The following is a 19,760-nucleotide window of genomic DNA, read 5'->3' as shown; positions in this document are numbered from 1 at the left end:
CGTCATATAACGCAACCCGTTATGACCGAATGGTCCGTTGCCGTGGGTCGCTGGGCGCGGGCGCCAGTTGGGTTCGATCAGAACAACGCACCTTGTACCGGCGCACTGGCGGGCGGCGGCTGGGCTGGCGCTGGCGTGGGGGCAGCACTCGGCGTCGGTTTGTCATCGTTCGCACCCAAGCGCCACGCCAGGCCAGAGATGCGCGCGGCATGCCGTGCGAGGGCCGCGCGGATGACCGGCTCGCTGCCGGCCAGGTGCAGGCGTTGGCGGGCACGGGTGATCCCGGTGTAGAGCAGTTCGCGGCTGAGGACGCGGGCATCGCGGGTGGGCAGCTGCAGCCAGACGGTGTCGAATTCGCTGCCCTGCGCCTTGTGCACGGTCATGGCGAAGGCGCTCTCGTGGGCCGGCAGTGCGGCGGGGTGGAAGCCGCGCACCTGGCCGTCGCCATCGCCTGCGAACCAGGCCACCAACGGGCCTTGGGCATGGCCTTGCAGGGGGTTGGCTTCGCTGCGCAGGCAGATGCCGACGTCGCCATTGAACAGGCCGTGGCGATAGCTGTTTTCGGTAATCAGCAACAGGCGGCCGTGGAACCAGGGCGAGCCGCTGCCGAGGCGGCGGGTGCCGGCGCCGGTGTCGGCCAGCAGTTGCTCGATGCGCGCATTGAGGCCACGCGCGCCCTGCGGGCCGGTACGTACGGCGGTGAGCAGGCGCAGGCGACCGGCGGCGCGCAGGGCGTCGGCCGGGTCGTGGGCGTCGGCCAGCGCGCGCCAGTGGGCGAGCAGTGCGTCGTGACCCAGGGCCAGCGGGTCGTCGCCGTCTTCGTGGAAGTGCACGCCGGCCAACTCGCCGCTGCGCAGCAGGGCGAGCGTGGTGTCGGCATCACCTGCACGGATGGCGTCGGCCAGTGGGGCCAGCGCGAAATCGTCTGCCTGGCGGTAGCCGCGCAGCAGGTGCACGCGGTGGCCAGTGAGGGGGCTGGTGTCGGCGGCGGCCGGTGGGGAGGCGGCTGGGGGGCTGCCGAGCAGCGGTTGCAGGGCGTGGGCGTCGTCCGGCTGCAGCGCATCGCCGGGGCCGGCGGCCTGCAGGATGGCGGCGAGTACGTCGCCGGCTTCCACCGAGGGCAGCTGGTCGGCATCGCCGAGCAGGATGAGCCGGGTGCCGTCGGCGACGGCGTCGACCAGCTTGCACATCAACGGGAGGTCGATCATGGAGGCCTCGTCGACCACGATCAGGTCGAATGGCAGCGGGTTGTCGGCGGTGTGGCGGAACTGCGGGGAGTCGGGGATGACGCCGAGCAGGCGATGCAGGGTGCTGGCGCCGGTGGGGAGGGCGGTGTCGCGGTGGGGGGCGGGGGGGGCGTTGCCCTCACCCGCCCTGCGGGCATCCTCTCCCGCAGGCGGGAGAGGGGACGTATCCGGGGTCGGCGCGGTAGGCGGGAGAGGGGAGGCGTCTGAGTGCTGTGCGGCAGCGTGCTGGGGTAGGCCCTGTTCCATGGCGCGGGCCACCGCCAGGCGCAGGCTCTCGGCCATGCGCTCGGCGGCGCGGCCGGTGGGGGCGGCCAGGGCGATGCGGGGCGGTGGATGGCCGGCGACCTGCGCCTGGGCGATGCGCAGCAGCAGCAGGCGGGCGATGGTGGTGGTCTTGCCGGTGCCGGGGCCGCCAGTGACCAGCAGCAGCGCGCGGCGCAGCGCCAGCGCGGCGGCCTGGGCCTGGCGGTCGATGGATGGCTCGGGCAGGCCCGTACCCTCACCCGCCCTTCGGGCACCCTCTCCCGGGGGGAGAGGGGATGAGGTGGCGGCGTTGGGGAACAGCTGGGCGAAGCGCGGCGCCAGCGCGGCGGGGTCGAACGCGGGCATGGGTTGGGCGGCGATGCGGCGCAGACCCAGGGCCAGGCGACGTTCGTACTCGCGGTAGCGGCGCAGGTAGAGCAGGCCATGTTCGAGCACCAGCGGGCAGTCGGTGGCGGCAGGCTGGTCGGGCGCGGGCTGGGCGACCCAGCGCGAGGCGGCGAGTGCGCGTTGCCAGTCGGTGGGATCCGGCAAGGTGGGCGGGAGGCCATCGCGCGGGTCCAGCAGCATCGCGGCGCGGGCCGGGTCCAGCCCGGCATGGCCGCTGGTGACGGCCAGCGAGGCGAGCGCGGCACCAGCCAGGACCAGTGGGTCGGTGTCAGGGGCGAGACGCTGCAGGCTTTGTGCGAAGGCCAGGTCCAGCGTGCGCAGGGCGCCGGCCTGGTTGAGGGCGGTGAGCAGGGGTGGATGACTCATGGGGTGGGGGGTCCCAGGGCGGACGGGCCCTCACCCCAACCCCTCTCCCGAGGGGAGAGGGGCTTTGGGGCGGCGCTCTCTTGCGGGGAGAGGGGCGTTAGGGCGTCGCTGGAACCGGGGTCTATCGGATTGCCGGCGAACAGGGCGTCCAGCGCCTGGACCAGCATCGGGTCGAAGCGCCAGGCGTAGACGCCGGGCGCGGGCGCCAGGTCGCGCAGGGGGGCGGCCCCGGCGGCCGGTACCTCCATGGCGTCGGGCGCGGCCTCGTCCGTGCACTGGCGTCCGGCATCCAGGCCACGGCAGAACAGGTAACGCACGCCGCCGAAGTCGCGGGCGTAGTCGTAGGCCTCGCCCAGGCGGAAGCGCAGCCAGCGGTGCAGGGCTACGGTGTAGATCAGTGCCTGCAAGGTGTATTCGCTATGCGCCATGGCGCGGGCCAGGGCGTCGGGGGCGTAGCTGGGCAGACGGTTGGATTTGTAGTCCAGCACGTACCAGCGGCCGTCGACGGTGTAGGTCAGGTCGATCAGGCCGGTCATCAGGCCTTCCAGGCGCTGGCGTGCGCCGAAGGCCTGGCGATCGCCGGCCACCCCGAAGCGGTGCAGCAGCGCCAGCAACGCGTCCACGCGGGTGGGCTGCATGGCGAAGTGGAATTCCATTTCGTTGCGGCGCTGCGGCTCGGGGACGGCGGCCAGGGCGGTGCCTTCGGGCAGGGTCACGGTGAGGGTGTTGCCGATCAGCGCGGTGAGCATGTGCAGGCCGTCATCGTGTTCGTCCTGCGCATAGCCGCCGCGTTGCAGCGCGTCGATGATGGGGGCGGCCTGGCCGTCGGGGGCGGGGTCGCCAGGGCGCCAGCGCTGCCAGGCGGCGAAGTCGCAGCGCTCGAACACGTCGTGCATCACCACACCGAAGCGATTGCCGGCAAAGCGCGCATCGAACGGCTCGGCTTCGGTCACCGCTGCCGCGGCGTCGCTGGCGGCCGGTTCGTCGCTGCCGCCACTGCCCACCACGGTGGCGCTGGCCATCGGGTCGGTGGCGGCGCCGGCATCGGCGTTGGCCAGCTGGGTGAAGCTGTAGACCCACCATTCCGGGGCGATATGCCGCTGCGGGATGCGCGCAGGCGGCACCTGCGCGTCGGGCGGTGGCAGCAGGCGCGGCAGGTTGGCCGGCGGGGTGCTGGTGTCGATCACCACCGTACCCTCGCCCGCCGCGCCCAGCAGCGCATCGAGCGCGCGCAGCATGTCGGCCAACGGCGTGCGTTCGTGCTGGTGGAAGTTGCCGCTGGCGATCCACAGCGCATGCTCGGCGCGGGTCAGGCCGACGTAGAGCAGGCGTGCGTCTTCGGCGCGTTGTTCCTGCTTCCAGGCCGCTTCGGCCGCGCTCCAGGCGGGATCTTCCTTGTCACGGCTCCACTTGGACACGTTCCAGTACAGCTGGCGGCCGGTCTCCGGCGCATGCACCACGCAATGGCGGCCAGCGCCCTTGTCGCTGCGGCCGATGCCGATGTACGGCAGGAATACCAGCGGATATTCCAGGCCCTTGCTCTTGTGCAGGGTGACAATCTGCACGCGGCGCGCGTCCGATTCCAGCCGCAATTGCTGGGCCTCGTCGTTGTCGTCGGCATTGGCGATGCGGCGCGCCAGCCAGTCCACCAGGCCGTGCGGGCCGAGCGCGCGCGCGTCGGCTTCCTGCAGCAGTTCGGCCAGTTGCAGGTAATTGGTGAGGCGGCGTTCGCCATCGACCAGGGCCAGCAGGCGCTGTCCGTGCGCGGCGCCGAGTTCGCCGATCAGCGCCAGCGGGCCGCCGCGTTGCCAGCGTTCGCGCCAGTCCAGCGCCTGCTGCTGCCAGCGGCGGTGACGCTCGCCGTCGTGTTCCAGGGTGGCGATGGCGATGGCGTCCTGCCCGATCAGCACCGTGGCCAGTGCGGCGCGCAGGCGGCTGTCGTCGCCCGGGTCGAGCAAGGCCTGCAGCAGCGCCAGCAGTTCCAGCGCTTCGTCGGTGGCGAACAGGCTCTGCTTGCCGGCGGCCACGGCGGGAATGCCCACCGCACCCAGCGCCTGCTGGATGCGGGTGGCCTCGCCATGGCTACGCACCAGCACCGCGATGTCGCCGGCCTGCACCGGACGTGCGTTGATGGTGGCGGTGCCATCGCGGCCAGCGGCCAGCCAGCCGCGGATCGCGGCCACGCAGGCGGCGGTGGCCAGCTCGCGGGCGCGGCCGGCGCTCCAGGGCTTGGGTTTGCCTTTCGTGGGCGGCGGTGGTTCTGGGGCGCGCCACAGTGTGAGCGCCGGGGCGGTGGCGCCTTCGTGTTGCAGGTCGGTGTCCAGGCGCTTGGTGCCCGGCTGCACCGGGTGGAAGGCGATGCCGTCGGTGAGGAAGGCATCGGTGTAGCCGGCCTGCGCGTACAGCGCATCGATCGCCGCCAGCACGCCCGGGCGGGAGCGGAAATTGTGGCTCAACGGCGGGGCCAGTTCGGCGCTGACGGCCGCAGCCAGGTAGGTGCGCACATCACCGCCGCGGAAACCGTAGATGGCCTGCTTGGGGTCACCGATCAGAAACAGCGACGGCGCAAACCCGGCCGCCAGCGCGAGCGCGCCGTTGCCGAACACGTTGGAAAAAATCGCCCACTGGCGGTCGTCGGTGTCCTGGAATTCGTCCACCAGCGCGATGGCGTACTGCGCGCGCAGGCGCCTGACCAGGGCGTCGGCCTGCGGGCCTTCCAGCGCGTGCGCCACGCCATCGACCAGGTCGTCGTAGGTCTGCACGCGGCGCTGGCGCTTGAGCAGGGCCAGCCGGGCGATGGCATCTTCGCGCAGGGCGTGCAGCAGGCGGATGCGGCGGCGTGTCCGCCATTGCTCGACACGGGCCAGCGCGGTGAGATAGCCATCGATGGCGTGACTCAGCGGCGAGGCCGGGGTGCGATCGACGAACTTCTTGTTGGTGCCTGCGGCCAGGTCGGCCGCGGTCAACTTGACCAGCTTGGGATGCGGGGTGCTGTCCTGCGACGGTGTCGCAGCGAAATCCTCGAACCAGTGCCACAGCGCGGTGAGCCAGTCGGGTTTGTAGCTGACCTTGCTCAGCACGCCGCCGTCGATGGCGGCCATGAGGGTTTCGAAAAACGCCGTGCCATGGGCCTGGAAGGCAACCGCCAGGGCGTGGCTGGCGGCATGCACGGCCTGCAGCAAGGCGGCGGCATCGTCGGTGTCGGCGCAGACCGCCGGTAGCAGCACGGTGTGGCGCAACAAGGCGCGCAGATCCGTGGCCAGCGCCGGCGGGCCACCGGACCACAGGGCGATCAGGTCTTCGGCCATCACCGCATCGGCGGCGCGCTGGCGCCACAGGTCGGCGGCCACTTCGCCCAGCAGTTCGCGATCGTTGGCAAGCAGTTGCGGAGCGGCGAAGGCCTGGCCGCTTTCCAGTGCATGTTCGCGCAGCACGCGGGCACAGAAGCCGTGGATGGTGAACACCGCGGCCAGGTCGATTTCTTCCACTGCCTGCTGCAGGCGGCGGTGCAGCGCGGCCGGGGTTTCGGTGCCGTTGGCTAGATGCGTGGCGAGGATGGCGCGGGTGAGGAGCGCGTCGGGGGCTTCCTTTGCGGGTGATGGTGCGTCGGCGGTGTGGGTGGTCGCGGCCTGGGCCGCTCCTACGGATGCAGAAGGCGCATCGTACGTCTGCGTGGTGGTTGGATCGGTCGCGCCCGGGTGCGCTCCTACGATGGCGCGCGAGGCGTCGGGCACCAGCGTGGCGGCCAGCACCAGGCGTTCGCGGATCCGCCGGCGCAGTTCCTGGGTGGCGGCCTCGGTAAAGGTCACCGCCAGGATCTGGCCGATGCGCAGGCCGCGCTCGACCACCAGACGGGTGAACAACGTGGCCAGGGTGAAGGTCTTGCCGGTGCCGGCGCTGGCTTCGATCAGGCGCACGCCATCCAGCGGTAGCTGCAGATACGGGTCGGTGACGGTGGGCGCGCTCATTCGCCGTCGTCCTGTGCGCCATGCCAGTGCCGCCAGCTGTCGATCACGCGCTGCGGATCCAGCGCGGCCTCGGTGTTGGCGCGTTCCAGCAGGTCGTAGAGCCGATGGCTGGTGCTGGCAAACGCACTGAACCGCTGCGCATCGGCGAACGGGTCGCGTCCGCGGTTGACCAAGCGCAGTTCCGGGCTGTGCGATTCGCTCCAGCCGAAGCTGGACTGCCACTGCCCCGCCGCCTCCTTGATGGCCTTGTCCAGATCGTCGCTGCGCGCGGCCTGGTGATATTTCCAGCTGCTGTACGGCGCAAATGGCAGCGGTGCCTGCAGGCCTTGTCGATACAGCTGCAGCAGTTCGCCCAGCGCGGCTTGCGCCTGCGCCGGCGCCAGCGGCTGCGCATCGATGGGATGCGGGCCCAGGCCGTCGTCGTGCTCGAAGAAGCGCACGTATGGCACCTGCTCGCCAGCGGCGCGCAGCAACAACCATTCCAGCCCGTGGCCAATCGCATTGCGCCCGGTGAGCGCGCCCACCTGCACGCGGCCCACGCCGTGCGCATACCAGCCGGGCACGCGGCCATGCAGCGCGACATCGCCGATCTGCACCTGCAGCCGCTGCGACTGCGCGTCGGCCTCGCCACGCCATTGCTGGAAGGCCTGCGCGTACGGGCGCAATTGCGCCAGCCGCTCGTCGAGCTGGCGACGCCCCAGCGGGCCGGACGGCAGCAACGCGCGTGCGCGCAGACGTTCGTACAGCCCGTCCACGTCGTCGGCCACTGCAGCCTCGAACACCTGTTGCTGCAAGCCGTAGTGATCCAGCCCGCGGGTGGGTGCGAGCAGCGGTTCCAGGTCGCTGTCTTCGCTGGCCGGATCGGGCAGGCGCATCCCTAGGCGATGGCGCAGGAACTGCCCGGCCGGGTCGCCGAACAGCCGGCGCAACGCGTCGATGGAGATGCTGCCCGGCAATCCGCTGTCGTCGGCCGGCAGCGCGCCGGCCACCCACGGCGCCAGCGGCTGGCGCTGGCCGGTGAGGCTGTCCACCGCCGGACGCCATTGCCGGCGATAGCTGAAACGACGCGGGTCCATGCCCGCTTCGCTCTGCGCACCGAAGGCGGCCGCGGCGAACGGCTGCAGCGGGTGGTGCACCACCAAGGTGTCGTCGGCATCGGCGGCGGCGTGGGAGTGCGCCGCGGTAGCCAGCAATTCGCTGACCAGCACCGAGGACTCGCGCGGACTGCCATCGCGCGCATCGGCGCCGAGATAGCTCAGGTAGAACACGTCCTGTGCGGAGGCGAACAATTGCAGGAACAGGAAGCGGTCGTCCTCGCGGGTGGAGCGGTCGCCGTGGCGGCGGCGCTCGGTGCCCAGTTCGGCGGTAAGGCGATTGAGCCCGGCGGCCGGGTCGCGGCGCGGAAAATCGCCGTCGTTCATGCCCAGCAGGCAGATCACCCGGAATGGCAGCAGGCGCATCGGCACCATGCGCCCGAAACTGATGCCACCGGTGAGCAGCGGCGCGCGTGTATCCGATTCGCCCAGCACTGCGGCAAAGTGCGCACGCACCACCTCGGCCGGCACGCTGCCGGCGTACTGCGCGCGCTGCGCATCGCGGGCGAACTGGTCGATGAGGCTGCGCAGCCGGTCCAACGCGCGCTGCGCACGCGCGGCCGAGGGGGCGGCGGGAATCAGCGCGTCCAGCAGCTCCAGCAGGCGCTCGCGCCAGGCGGCCGGCGGCAGCGCCTCGGCCAGTGCGGCCTGGTGCCGCTCCAGCACGCGCAGCAGGCGCAGCAGCGTGTCCAGCGCGGCCAGTGCGCTGCCTTCCAGCTGCGGCCACGGCGCCACGCCGTCGATATCGTCCTCGGCACCACTGGCGTGGCCAAGCAGCAGCCGGTCCAGCGCGAAGCGCCAGGTGTAGGCGTCGTCGCCCGGTGCCTGGTGATGGCGCCGATGCGCCGCATCCAGGCCCCAGCGCGCGCCGGCAGCATGCAGCCAGCCGCGCAGGCGTTCCAGCCCGGCCTCGTCCAGCCCGGCCGCTTCGGCGATCGGCGCGCTGGCAATCAGGTCCAGGATTTCGTGCAGGCCGAAGCGTGCGATCGGCAACTTCAGCAGGGTGAGAAACACCTCGGCCAGCGGTTCGCTCGCCAGCGGGCTGGCGTCGGCCAAGGCATAAGGCAATGCATCCTCACTGCCGTGGCTGCCGAACACCGCGTCCAGATACGGCACGTACGGGTCGATATCCGGCGACAGCACCGCGATCTCGCGCGGCTGCAGCGGCGGTTCGAAGCGCGCATCGTCCAGCAATGCACGCAGCTGATCGTGCAGCACCTGCAGCTCGCGCAAGCGCGTATGGCAGGCGTGCACCTGCAGGCTGGGATCGTGCCGATTCACCGCCGGCAATGCGGCCGGCACCGCCGGGGCGCGGCGATGGAACAGGTCGCTCTGCATGCGCCGCAACAGGCTGTCGCCCAGGCCGCCGTCAGCGAGCAGGCGGCGGCCGGACTCCAGCGGATCGGCATAGGCGGCGATTTCGGCCAGCGGGTGCACCACTTCGTAATCGCCGATCAAGGCCATGAAGTCGCGGCCGGCTGCACCCCAGGCCTGCAGCAGCGGGTTTTCCTGCACCTGATCGGCGAACAATGCCGCCGCCCCGCCCTCGCGGCGGCGTTGCCACAGGGTTTGCAGATCGCCCCAATACCCTTGCGTGGGCGTGGGCAGATAGAAATGCAGCGTGCCCACGCGCGCTTGCGTGGCCAGCACGCGCAACACGTCGGGCGAGATATTGAGGATGGCGAAGGCAAACAGCCGCGCCGGCAAGCCCTGCGGCAGCGGGCCGTCAGCGCGCGCATAGCGATCCAGGTACTGGCCGATGCGGCGCGCGCGGTATTGCCGGCCAGTGGCGATGCTACGCCACAGCCGCGCCTGCGGATCATCGGCATCGGCGCCGCCTTCCCAACGCAGCAACCAGTCGCGGCGCCAGGCCTGGTACTTCTCGAACACGCTGCCCAGCTCGCCGGCCAGCGCCCACGGCTTGAGTACATCGCCATCGGACAGATAGCCGGCCAGCGGCGCCAGTGCCGCATCGCTACCCAGATCGGCCTGCAGCGCGGCGTACAGCCGCCACTGCGTGGTGGCCATGTCCAGATCGTCGTCGGCCGGGCCGAGGTTGCGCTCCAGCGCGCGCGCCACGAATTCGCCGGGGGTCAGAAACTCCAGATTCGCCGCCACGCCGTGCTCGGCCGCCAGCGTGGACTGCAGCCAGCGCCGCATCGCCACCTGCGGAATCAGCACGACCTCCGGCTGCAACAACGGCTGCCCGGGCACCGGCCGGCGCAGCTCCTGCGCCAGCAGGGCAGCCAGGGTATCCAGCGCGTTGGAAGGATAAAGACGGAAATCGGGCGCGGAAGCAAGGTGCATATGTGCGGCATTGTGCCGGATGCGTGCGCGAGGCGCAGTCTGACCCTATCCGCGGCGGACCCTAGTCCTACTGTGTCATTAAATACGAAGGTGCGGAGACATCGTTCCAAGTAGTATCACTGCGATTTCTACGGCGATTGTCCAGCGAAGCGTCGCGATCGAGTCCACTACATGGCGCTGAGCCCGCATCGGTCGCCCCGCGCGGGCGGTAATCTTCGGGTAGGGCAGGTTGCGGGCGTTGTGACGGTTTTTTTTGATGCGCCCCGCGCAAGCGCTCAGCAACCAGAAACCCGTAAGCAGCAATGCATAGCGTGGCGTGATGATGAAACCCCCGCCAACCGCGCCCTTCGTAGTGATCCAGACCAAACTCCTGCTTCAGGTCCTGATAATCGCGTTCAACCCGCCAGCGCGCTTTGACCGTATTCACCAGATCCTTGCGGAGCGTGCTTGCCGGCAAGTTGGAGAGGAAGTAGCGCGTTGGCTTGTCTTCGTTTTCGGGCCATTCGATCAACAACCACTCCTCCTGACGCAAACGATCTCCCTGCGCGGCACGCACGCGCAGGGCCGCAAAGCGTCCGGACAACGGTGCGTTGCTGCCTTCCCGCCATGACACCGTCCGGAAGGCACGCCGAGGCAGGGACTGCGCCAGTGCCTCCACCGACTGTGGCTGGCGATCCGCCGTGCGGCGATGGCGAATCGCAGGACGGCCCTGCCCCTTCCAAGGCGCGGGCGGCTCGGGCGTTTGCCCCGGCGGCCAGACCTTGACGCTCGAAACAATCCCCACTGCATAAGTCAGTTCCAAGGCAGTCAGCGCATCACGCCAAGCCGTATTGCTGCCATAAGCTGCATCGGCCAACACGGTGCCGCGGACGACACCTGCAGCACACGCGGCCTGCATCTGCGCCAGCGCTATCTCTGGCTTGGTGGCGAACGCGATCTCTTCCGGAACACCTGCCTTCTCCCGCTTCGCCGCATCGGCCGCCCAAGCCTCAGGAAGATACAGCCCAAAGGCCATCGGCACGCTCGCCGCCGGCGTCGCCAGCGAGACGCTCACCGCCACCTGGCAATTGTCCTGTTTGCCGATCTCCCCGCAGTACTGTCGGGCCACACCGACCGAATGCTTGCCCTTCTTGCGAAAACCCGTGTCGTCCACGATCCAGTACACCTCGCCCTTCAAATCCATTCCTGATTAGCCCCATCCCTCAGCCAAGAAAGTTGCTTGCCATGCGCAAAACTCGCTCTGGGCAAGGCTTGCAGCGCATCAGCGCCGTCGCCAGTCGCGGCAGCATCTGTTCCAGACGAAATCTGCGGTTGAATCGATAGGCTGCTTCGGCCAGGTAGCGCCGCGCATACTTGGCTTGGCGCACCGCATGGTAGGTGCCGCTGATGGCACGTTTGACGTTGGCCAGCACCACATTCAACCAACGTGCTCCCTGGACTTCGGTTGCGGCACGACCACCGCCGGTATCGAGGGTGGTGTGGCCATGCCCAGCCTCCTCCAGACGGCGAAAGCAAGCCAATCCGTCGCTGTAAACTTCGCATTCCGGCTCCAGACGCCGTTCGATCCAGTCCTTCAGCGAGGCGTTGTCAAAAGCCTTCACCGGCTCGATCACCGCAAAGGTAGGATGTTCATTGTTCTGGTCCACTTGCACTGCGATCACGAACGGCTGTTTGTTCTCCGAGCCTCGTCCGCGCTTGCCTCCGGTGCGTTCGCCGCCAAGGTACGCGTCATCGATTTGCACAAATCCGCTGAGTTTTCGCGGTTCTTCGCGCTCGACCATCGCCTGCATGATCTTGTGCTTCATGCGCCAGGCCGCCTTGTAGTTCACTCCAAGATGCCGCTTCAACTCCAGCGCCGCCAGGTTGGTCTTGCTGGATGTCAGCAGGTAGATCGCCTGCATCCACAAGCGCAAGGGCAGCTTGCTGGACTGAAACAGCGTGCCAGCACGCAAGGTGGTCTGATGCCGGCACGCACGGCACTGGTAGTCCACCTGCCCATCGCGTCGAAAGCGCGAGCGCGCGCGGCCTTCGCATTGCGGGCAGCGAAATCCATTCGGCCAGCGCCACCGATACAAGGCCCGATAACACTTGGCTTCGGTTCCGTAACGATCCACGAACTCTGTCATCGACAATCCAGGCTGAAACTGCACGATGTTGATACCCATGCCCCACCTCCGTTGCCTTCAAGTGGGGCCATTGTCCAGCCGACCCGTCGCAAATCCTGCAACTACCGGCTGAGGAATGGGGCTAATCAGGAATCCATATGCGATGAGACGTACTGACGGACGCGCTCCAGCACCGCCGCATCGGACCAATCCGACTTGGCCACAAAATGGTGCAACGCCTGATGCCGAGCCCGTGTCCGCAGCGGATCCACATGCGCCGCCAGCGGCTCTACGCTTTTGCGCTCCAACGGCAGCATCAATCCCCGGCAATAACCGTGTAAGCCCGCCGCGCGATCAGCATGACCAAGCGCAGCGGATAGGTCATCCAGATAGGCGGAAAAACGCGCTTGGTGACTGACTGCGGCCATGTTCATCTCAGCGCGGTGTGGATTGCATGCAGAATAACATTTATATGACACAGTAGGATTAGGGATTGTCTGATCAACGCCGCCAGGAGACGGAAAAAGCCGTCCTGGGTCGCGTAAAACTCGTTCAGACCCTCGATTTTCGCCGTTTTCAGCGCATTTCCGAGGGTTTTCCCGGACTACAGACGCAACTCGGCCATCGCAGGCAATAAGTGCTTTCGCTTCAGCTACGGGTTCGACAGCGCAAATAGCGTCAACACCTGCGCGGTGTTCTTCGCCAAACCGCGATAGCGCACCTTGACGTAGCCGAACTGGCGTTTGATAACGCGGAACGGATGCTCCACCTTCGCCCGCAGGCTGGCCTTGGTGTGCTCCCAACGCTTTGCCCGCTTCAACGCGCGTTTGTTCTTGATCTGCTTCAACTTCGAGCGCTTTTCTGCGATCAGGTAGCGCAGCTTGCGCTTGCTCGCCATCTCTTCGCGCTTGTCCAATCCGGTGTAGCCGCTGTCCCCGCTCACCGTGTCTTCCTTGCCGTGCAGCAGTTTGTGCGCCTGCGTGATGTCCGCCGCGCATTCCACGTGGTGCACCAATCCGGACTCATCATCCACGCCAATGTGCGCCTTCATCCCGAAGTAGTACTGGTTGCCCTTCTTGGTCTGGTGCATTACCGGATCGCGTTCGCCCTTCAACCACTGACACGTAGACCTGGTCGTAACCCGCGCCTGTCTCGTTGGAATATCCCTTGCAGCTGAATTCGATCGTGGCTGCGTCCCCCCCTGCGGCAACGATGACTCGACCAAGGCTCATCGATTGAATCGTCAGCAATTGCGCTACCGTCGGAAGATAGGCCTCGAGTGTCGATTTTCCTGCAAGACGCGCAGTCGTTCCCTCCGGTGCATAGGGAAATTCGAAAACGATATCGTCATCGCACATATCGAGGAACGAGGTCGCTTCAGGAGAAATCAAATCACCCAGCGCCTGCCTCAGAAGAGACGACCGATTCGGGAACAGATCGGCGTCATTTGTCATGCTTCCCTATCTCCGATCAATTGAACGCCAGCATTCCGCCTCATGTGGAGAGCGCCATGAATGGCACTCGGGAGTATCGACATCCAGCCGAGCCGGCTGCGGTCATGCGAGCCGCTCTGACGCAAGCGTTGGTCCGAGCGCTTTTCGGAGGGTAAGTTGTCCACGGTGATGGCACGGTCAATTTTGAGCGAGGCGTAACGCAGGCCTGCGCACGGTATGCCGCAGCTGCGCGCGAATACGTACGCCAGTGCCGGCCACCGCAGCCATGGTTGGCAATGGGTAATGCGCAGCGGGCCGGGGAGGATGCTCCCCGGCCCGCTGCGCTAACCCGCCTGACGATCGAGGCGATCAGTATTTCTTTTCCAGGTTGAGCATCCAGGTCTGATCGGTATTGCTGTCGCCATCGGTGATGCCGCGGTATTCCAGCCGCGTGGACAGGCCCTGCTCGGTCAGCAACGCCGCGCCGATACCCACCATCAGGCGATTGCGGTCGAACGCGGCCTGCCCGGTGCGGTAGAACGGACCGCCGCTGAGATCGGCATAGCTCAACGTGGCATCGCCGCGACCCTGGAAGTCGCGCTGATACTCCACGCGCAACTGCGGAGTCAGCCGGCCCCAGGCCACTTCGCGGCGCCATTCCAGGCGCAGGCCCAGGTTACCGGTACTGGTGGCCACGTCCATGTCGGCATAGCGCAGCGCGAACGGCGCCACACCGTCTTCGACATAGCCATCCAGCGTGGCGCGTGCCACATCCACGCGCGCATACGGGGTCACCTGCAGCTCGCCTCGTTGCAGGTCCGCACCCGTGGACAGTGAGGCGATCCACTGCTTGCCGTCGCGGTTGCCTTCGGCCAGCGAGCTGTCGTCGGTCACGAAACGGCGCAAGTCGTAGGACAGCAGCTGGTAGCCCACCAGGGTGTCGAAGAAGAACGCCTTGCCCGGATGGAAGCTGGCATACAGGGCCATGGTGTACGCGGTGCCCTTGCTGCGGCTGCCGCGTGTGCCAACATCGCTGTCGTCGCGGCCCCAACCCAGGCCAGCACCGATCGCCAGCGACTGCGCCAGCCGGTAGTCGGCACCCACGCTCAAGCCGTCGGTCTGGAAATCCACGCCATTGCTGTTGGCCTGCCGGTTCAAGCTGCCCGAACGGATCGCACCGCCGACCCAGAGGCCCAGATCGCCCTGGCCCTGCGCACCGGTGCTGCTGCCTGTTGCCACCGCAGGCGCATCGCGGAAGTCGTTGTCGGCGTCCTGCGTGTCCGGGTGGCAGTGCTGCGCACCGGTGCCGCGGTCGGCCTCACGGCAATGCGAGGTGGGCTGGAAGCTCACCGCGTTGCTGACGCCGCCACCACCGCGATGGGTCGCTTCCAGACGGCGCTGGAAGTTGTCGATCTGCGCCCGCGCAAACCGCCGCGTGGACTCGGACTGCGCATCTACCAGGCCACGTACTTCTGAATCCTGGCTCGGATCGCGGCGCGGCGCGATGTTGAAGACAACGTTGGCCGGGATGGAGGTGGCGAACGCATTGGACAGGGTGAACTGCACCGTGGCCTGGCCAACGAAGGCCGGGTTGGGTGTAAAGGTCAGTACGAAGCTGGGCGGCTCGGCCATGGCAGTGGCCGCCGTCGATGGGCCGGAGGCACCCGCCGCCGAGGCAATGGCTGCACCGCCAACACGGGTGATGCTGGCCGTGCCTGCCGAGGCCGGCAGCACCGCCACCACTGCGGCGGTCACGAATGGCCCGCCGGTGGCATTACGGGTGAGGTCCACCTGCTGCGCTTCGCCAGGTACCGCTTCTGCGGTGATCGATACCGCCACCGGCCGCGCGTTGACGGTGATGGTCAGCGTGGTTGCGGCCGAGGTGCCGCCACTACCGGTGGCGGTATAGCGCAGCACGTCGGTGCCGATGAAGCCAGCGTTCGGCGTATAGATCACCTGCAGCCCATCGACGACCGCCGTGCCATTGGCAGGCGCGGTGGTAATGGCGACGGCGCTGATCGTCCCGGTGTCGTTACCGGTCACCGCCACGGTCACGACCGTGCCATCCATGGTTACGGCGGTGTCTGCCACCGCTACCGGCGCGGCACCGCCAACGGTGAAGGTATAGGCCTGCGAGGCGCTGGCGGCACTGCGGTCGGTCACGGTAATGGTGAAGTTGCTGGTGCCCGCAGCGCTGGGCGTGCCCGACAGCGTGCCGTTGCTGGCCAGGGTCAGGCCCGCCGGTAGGGTACCGCTGCTCACCGCGAAACCGTAAGGCGCCACCCCTCCACTGGAGGCCAGCGTCTGTGTGTATGCGGTACCGCTCACGGCCGGCGGCAACGTGCCCTGCGCAATCACCAGCGTGGCAGCGCCGATGGTCAGCACATAGCTGCGCGATGCCTGCGCAGCCGGGCTGGGCGTGCTGTCGGAAACGGTCAGCGTGAAGGTGAAGCTGCCCGCTATCGTCGGCGTACCGCTCAATCCACCCGTGGCCGCATCCACCACGATGCCGGCCGGCAGTGCGCCCGCACTCAGCGCATAGCTGTACGGCACGGTGCCGCCGGTGGCCGGGGTGATGGCCGCCGTGTACGCCTGACCGGCCGTGCCAGCCGGCAGGGTGGAAGCTGGCAGCACCAGATTCGGGCCAGCTACCGTCAACGTGTAGGCCTGCGTTCCGGTGAAGGTATTCGCATCGGTGGCCTGGACAGTGAAGCTGAAGCTGCCCTCCACCGTGGCCGTGCCCGACAACGTGCCATTGCTGGCCAAGCTCAGGCCCGCCGGCAACACCCCGCTGCTGATCGCATAGGTGTACGGCGCAGCGCCGCCACTGGCGCTCAAGCCCTGGCTGTAGGCCGTGCCGCGCGTGGCGCCGGGCAAGCTGCTCGGTGCCACCACCACCTGCGGAGCAGCGACGGTCAGCGAATAGCTGCGCGATGCCTGCGCAGCCGGGCTGGGCGTGCTGTCGGAAACGGTGAGCGTGAAGGTGAAGCTGCCCGCCACCGTCGGCGTACCGCTCAATCCACCCGTGGCCGCATCCACCACGATGCCGGCCGGCAGTGTGCCCGCGCTCAGCGCATAGCTGTAGGGCGCGGTGCCGCCGGTGGCCGGGGTGATGGCCGCCGTATACGCCTGACCGGCTGTGCCAGCCGGCAGGGTGGAAGCTGGCAGCACCAGATTCGGGCCAGCTACCGTCAACGTGTAGGCCTGCGTTCCGGTGAAGGTATTCGCATCGGTGGCCTGGACAGTGAAGCTGAAGCTGCCCTCCACCGTGGCCGTGCCCGACAACGTGCCATTGCTGGCCAAGCTCAGGCCCGCCGGCAACACCCCGCTGCTGATCGCATAGGTGTATGGCGCAGCGCCGCCACTGGCGCTCAAGCCCTGGCTGTAGGCCGTGCCGCGCGTGGCAGCGGGCAAGCTGCTCGGTGCCACCACGATGCTGGGCGAAACGATGTTGAGTGCATAGTTCTGGCTGGCCTGTGCGGGCGTACCGCCGGTGCTGTCGGTCGCAGTCAGGGTGAAGCTGGCGCTGCCTGGCGCCGTCGGCACGCCACTGAGCGCGCCGGTCGCGCTATTGATCGAGATTCCCGGCGGCAACGCGCCGGTGCTGAGCGCGTAGGTGTACGGTGCGATGCCGCCACTAGCCGGGGTGATCGGCGCGCTGTAGGCCTGGCCGGCAGTGCCGTTGGGCAAGGTGGTCGCCGGCAGGGTCATGGCCGGCGCGCCCACGGTCAGCGTATAGACGCGGTTGCCGGAGCTCGGGACACCACTGTCGGTAGCCGTCACAGTGAAGCCAAAGCTGCCGCTGGCGGTGGGCGTGCCGGCCAGCACGCCGGTGGCGCTCAGGGTGAGCCCGGCCGGCAACGCGCCGCCGGTGATGGCGAAACTGTAAGGTGCGGTGCCGCCTGCGGCACTCAGGTTCTGGCTGTACGCCGTGCCGGCAGTAGCCGCCGGCAACGACGTCGGCGCGATGGTGACCACCACATCGTCGTTGAGGATGGTGCCCGTGCCGGTCGCGCGCGCGACGGCGGCATTGGTGGCACCGGACAGATTGACGCTGAATGTTTCGTTGGACTCGACCGTGAGGTCGCCATTGACGGTGATGACCACGGTCTGCGTGGTGACGCCGGGCGCAAAATTCAGCGTCCCCGAGCCGGCGGTGTAGTCGCTGCCGGCGGTGGCACTGCCATTGGCGGTGGCGTAGTTGACGGTGACCGCCTGCGCGCTGGCAGCGCTCAGGCTCACCGTGAACGTGGCCGTGACGGTCCCGCTATTGCCTTCGTTGACGCTGACGTCATCGATCGACAACGCCGGTAGTGCATCGTCGTTGACGATGGTGCCCACTCCCTGTGCATCGGTCACGCTGGCGCCGGCGACGTTGCTGACGTTGACCAAGAAGGTTTCGTTCGGCTCGTTGAGGGTGTCACCGTTCACCAGCACGGTGAAGGTGGCGCTGCTGCTGCCGTTGGGAATGGTTTGCGCGGTGGCGCTGGACGCCACGTAGTCCACGCCAGCGGTGGCGGTGCCATTGGCGGTGGCGATGTCGAAGGTGACGCCGCCGGCGCCGGCCGGTTGGCTGAGCGATACCGTGAAGGTGGCATTGGTGGTGCCGGCATTGCCTTCGCTCAGGGAGACGTCGTTGATCGACAGCGCCGGCTGGTCGTCATTGGCGATGGTGCCGGTGGCGCTGGCTGGCGCACCCACGAGGTAACCGCTGCCATTGTCCAGGGTGATGGTCACGGTCTCGTCGGGCTCGGCGGTGGTGTCGGGGCTGGGCACGATGGTGATGGTGCCGGTGGTCTGGCCGGCCGCAATGACCAGCGACGAATTGACAGCTGTATAGTCAGTGCCGGACGTCGCCGAACCGCCAGTGGCGAAACCAATCGAGACGGGCGAGGTCGGGGCCTGGCTCAGGGTGACGGTATAGAGCAGGTTGTTCCCGCCATTTTCGGCCACGCTGGCCGGGGACACCGCAATGCTCGCGACGGGAAAGTCATCGTTGACGATGATGGCAGTGGCGCTGCCCGGGCTGCCGGGGACGTACCCGGTACCGGTACCAACGGTATAGACGACCGTCTCATCGGCTTCCACCGTCGCGTCGGGGGTCGGGGTGATGGTAAAGCTGGCCGACGTGGCGTTGGCCGGAATCACGACGGTGCTTAGCGCGCCGGAATAGTCGTTGGCGCTGTCCGCGCTACCGCTGCGGGTCAGGTTCACCGTCGTGGCCATGCTGTTGGTCTGGCTCAGCGTGACCGTGTAGACGAACGAGCCGCCGCTGTTTTCCAAACTGCTGGCCGGCGTCACCGCAATGCTGGCGGATCGCGACGGCACGATGGTGATGTTGAAGGTGAGGACATTCTCGTCCTCGTCGCGCAGGTAGAACGTGTCGGACGTGGCGCTATTGTTTCCGTGCGTATAGGTGACGGTCTGCGTGTTGTTGGGAGGTCCGGCCAGCTCACTGAGGACAATGGTTCCGTTGGGAGTGCTGCCATTACCTCCGCCGTTGCCGAAAGGGGCCAGCGGGTTTCTGGGGTCATCGCCCATTCCGATGTCGGTGGGACCATCGCAATTGGTCACGTCGAACGTGGCCGACTGGCCCTGATTGATGGTCCGGTTCTGCGTTGGGCAGTACGCGGACGCGCCTTGCGACCAGGCCAAGCCAGGCAACAGCATCGCCAGAGCAAACACCACCCACGCCACGACCCGGCGCACCGGCACGCCAGCCCTCATCCCACGCCCCTGCAACTTGTTCACGTTCTACCCCTGGAGAAGCGCCACCCCGGCGCCAGCACGGTCCTCGTGCCTGAAGGCAATGCCGCCCCGAAGAAAGCCCCTTCCGGCATTGCGAAGGCATTGGAACAGGAACTGACTGCCAGTTAAAGAACAAAAAATTAATACTTCATCCCAGTTTTGAACATGTGAGGCTTGCCGGACACGGCCTTGGCGGGTATCTGTACGCCACACCCCGACGGCTGTCGGTGCAGCACCTACGCAAGGAGATCCGCATGAGCGAGTACTTCATCGGTCAGGTCATGCTGACCGGCTTCGCCTTCGCGCCAAAGTTTTTTGCGCAATGCAATGGTCAGTTGTTGCCCGTCAACCAGAACCAGGCATTGTTCAGCCTGCTCAGCACGCGTTTCGGCGGCGATGGCAGAACCACCTTCGCCTTGCCGGACCTGCGCGGGCGCACACCGGTCGGATATGGGCCCTCGGTCGATCCGATCTGGCAACCGTCGCCGGTGCCGATGGCCCAGGCCGCAGGTGCGGAGACGGTAACCCTGGCACCCGACAACCTGCCCCCGCACGTCCACCTGATGGAGTGCGCCAGTGCTGCCGGCAATAACCGCGCGCCAGGCGGGCGGGTGTTTGCCGCCAATGTCAGTACAGCCGCAGCGGTCACCTCGCTGTATGCCGCGCCGGGAGCGCTGGTGCCGCTGACCCAGGCCACGGTCGCGACCGCCGGTGGCAACCAGGCGCACCCGAACCTGCAGCCCTACACAGCGCTGAATTTCTGCATTGCGCTGTCCGGCATCTTCCCGTCGCGCAACTAGCCGTCTCCATCTGCGCGCATACGGCGCGTCATCGATCAAGA

At 67.6% G+C, this 19,760-nt stretch carries 7 protein-coding genes and 3 pseudogenes; 1 reads left to right on the top strand and 9 read right to left on the bottom strand.

The window, feature by feature from the left end; genetic code table 11:
- Positions 1-77: 77 nt before the first annotated feature.
- From recD to ACCQ13_RS00350, 9 genes and pseudogenes are all read right to left on the bottom strand, one after another.
- Positions 78-2,264: an exodeoxyribonuclease V subunit alpha gene (recD, locus tag ACCQ13_RS00390; RefSeq protein ID WP_159406426.1), complete on the bottom strand. Its 2,187-nt coding sequence runs from the start codon at positions 2,262-2,264 to the stop codon at positions 78-80.
- Positions 2,261-6,232: an exodeoxyribonuclease V subunit beta gene (gene recB / locus ACCQ13_RS00385; RefSeq protein WP_159406425.1), complete on the bottom strand. Its 3,972-nt coding sequence runs from the start codon at positions 6,230-6,232 to the stop codon at positions 2,261-2,263. The genes recD and recB overlap by 4 nt, the downstream gene beginning before the upstream one ends.
- The gene (gene recC / locus ACCQ13_RS00380) at positions 6,229-9,633 is read right to left on the bottom strand and encodes an exodeoxyribonuclease V subunit gamma (protein ID WP_159406424.1); all 3,405 of its coding nucleotides are present in this window, start codon (positions 9,631-9,633) and stop codon (positions 6,229-6,231) included. Before recC ends, recB begins: the two co-directional genes overlap by 4 nt.
- A 67-nt stretch (positions 9,634-9,700) precedes the next feature.
- Positions 9,701-10,816 (bottom strand): annotated as a pseudogene (locus ACCQ13_RS00375) (IS701 family transposase); the annotation flags it as partial.
- Between the two features lie 19 nt (positions 10,817-10,835).
- Positions 10,836-11,798, bottom strand: coding sequence for an IS1595 family transposase (locus ACCQ13_RS00370; protein ID WP_159406422.1), 963 nt, complete (start codon positions 11,796-11,798; stop codon positions 10,836-10,838).
- A gap of 92 nt (positions 11,799-11,890) precedes the next feature.
- Positions 11,891-12,166: pseudogene (locus ACCQ13_RS00365) on the bottom strand (transposase); the annotation flags it as partial.
- A gap of 224 nt (positions 12,167-12,390) precedes the next feature.
- Positions 12,391-12,846, bottom strand: a pseudogene (locus tag ACCQ13_RS00360) (IS5 family transposase); the annotation flags it as partial.
- Positions 12,764-13,192, bottom strand: a complete 429-nt coding sequence (locus ACCQ13_RS00355) for a nuclear transport factor 2 family protein (RefSeq protein ID WP_146090321.1) — start codon at positions 13,190-13,192, stop codon at positions 12,764-12,766. The gene ACCQ13_RS00355 and the pseudogene ACCQ13_RS00360, both read right to left, overlap by 83 nt.
- 348 nt (positions 13,193-13,540) lie before the next feature.
- Positions 13,541-18,922, bottom strand: a complete 5,382-nt coding sequence (locus ACCQ13_RS00350; RefSeq protein ID WP_483887897.1) for a putative Ig domain-containing protein — start codon at positions 18,920-18,922, stop codon at positions 13,541-13,543.
- A 251-nt stretch (positions 18,923-19,173) separates the two neighbouring features.
- Here ACCQ13_RS00350 and ACCQ13_RS00345 point away from each other — a divergent pair, with 251 nt between their 5' ends.
- Positions 19,174-19,719 (top strand): phage tail protein, encoded by a 546-nt coding sequence (locus tag ACCQ13_RS00345; RefSeq protein ID WP_104603363.1) that lies wholly within the window; start codon positions 19,174-19,176, stop codon positions 19,717-19,719.
- Positions 19,720-19,760: the final 41 nt, after the last annotated feature.

Source organism: Xanthomonas sp. NCPPB 1638 (genome assembly GCF_041475635.2).
GTDB classification, from domain to species: domain Bacteria; phylum Pseudomonadota; class Gammaproteobacteria; order Xanthomonadales; family Xanthomonadaceae; genus Xanthomonas; species Xanthomonas cucurbitae.
The sequence above is the reverse complement of the archived record's forward strand: the minus strand, read 5'-3'. Positions and strand labels throughout refer to the sequence as shown.

What these genes read in the sequence shown, in the direction of transcription:
- recD (WP_159406426.1), bottom strand. Translation starts at nt 2,264, where the DNA reads ATGAGTCATCCACCCCTGCTCACCGCCCTCAACCAGGCCGGCGCCCTG.
- recB (WP_159406425.1), bottom strand. Translation starts at nt 6,232, where the DNA reads ATGAGCGCGCCCACCGTCACCGACCCGTATCTGCAGCTACCGCTGGAT.
- recC (WP_159406424.1), bottom strand. Translation starts at nt 9,633, where the DNA reads ATGCACCTTGCTTCCGCGCCCGATTTCCGTCTTTATCCTTCCAACGCG.
- ACCQ13_RS00370 (WP_159406422.1), bottom strand. Translation starts at nt 11,798, where the DNA reads ATGGGTATCAACATCGTGCAGTTTCAGCCTGGATTGTCGATGACAGAG.
- ACCQ13_RS00355 (WP_146090321.1), bottom strand. Translation starts at nt 13,192, where the DNA reads ATGACAAATGACGCCGATCTGTTCCCGAATCGGTCGTCTCTTCTGAGG.
- ACCQ13_RS00345 (WP_104603363.1), top strand. Translation starts at nt 19,174, where the DNA reads ATGAGCGAGTACTTCATCGGTCAGGTCATGCTGACCGGCTTCGCCTTC.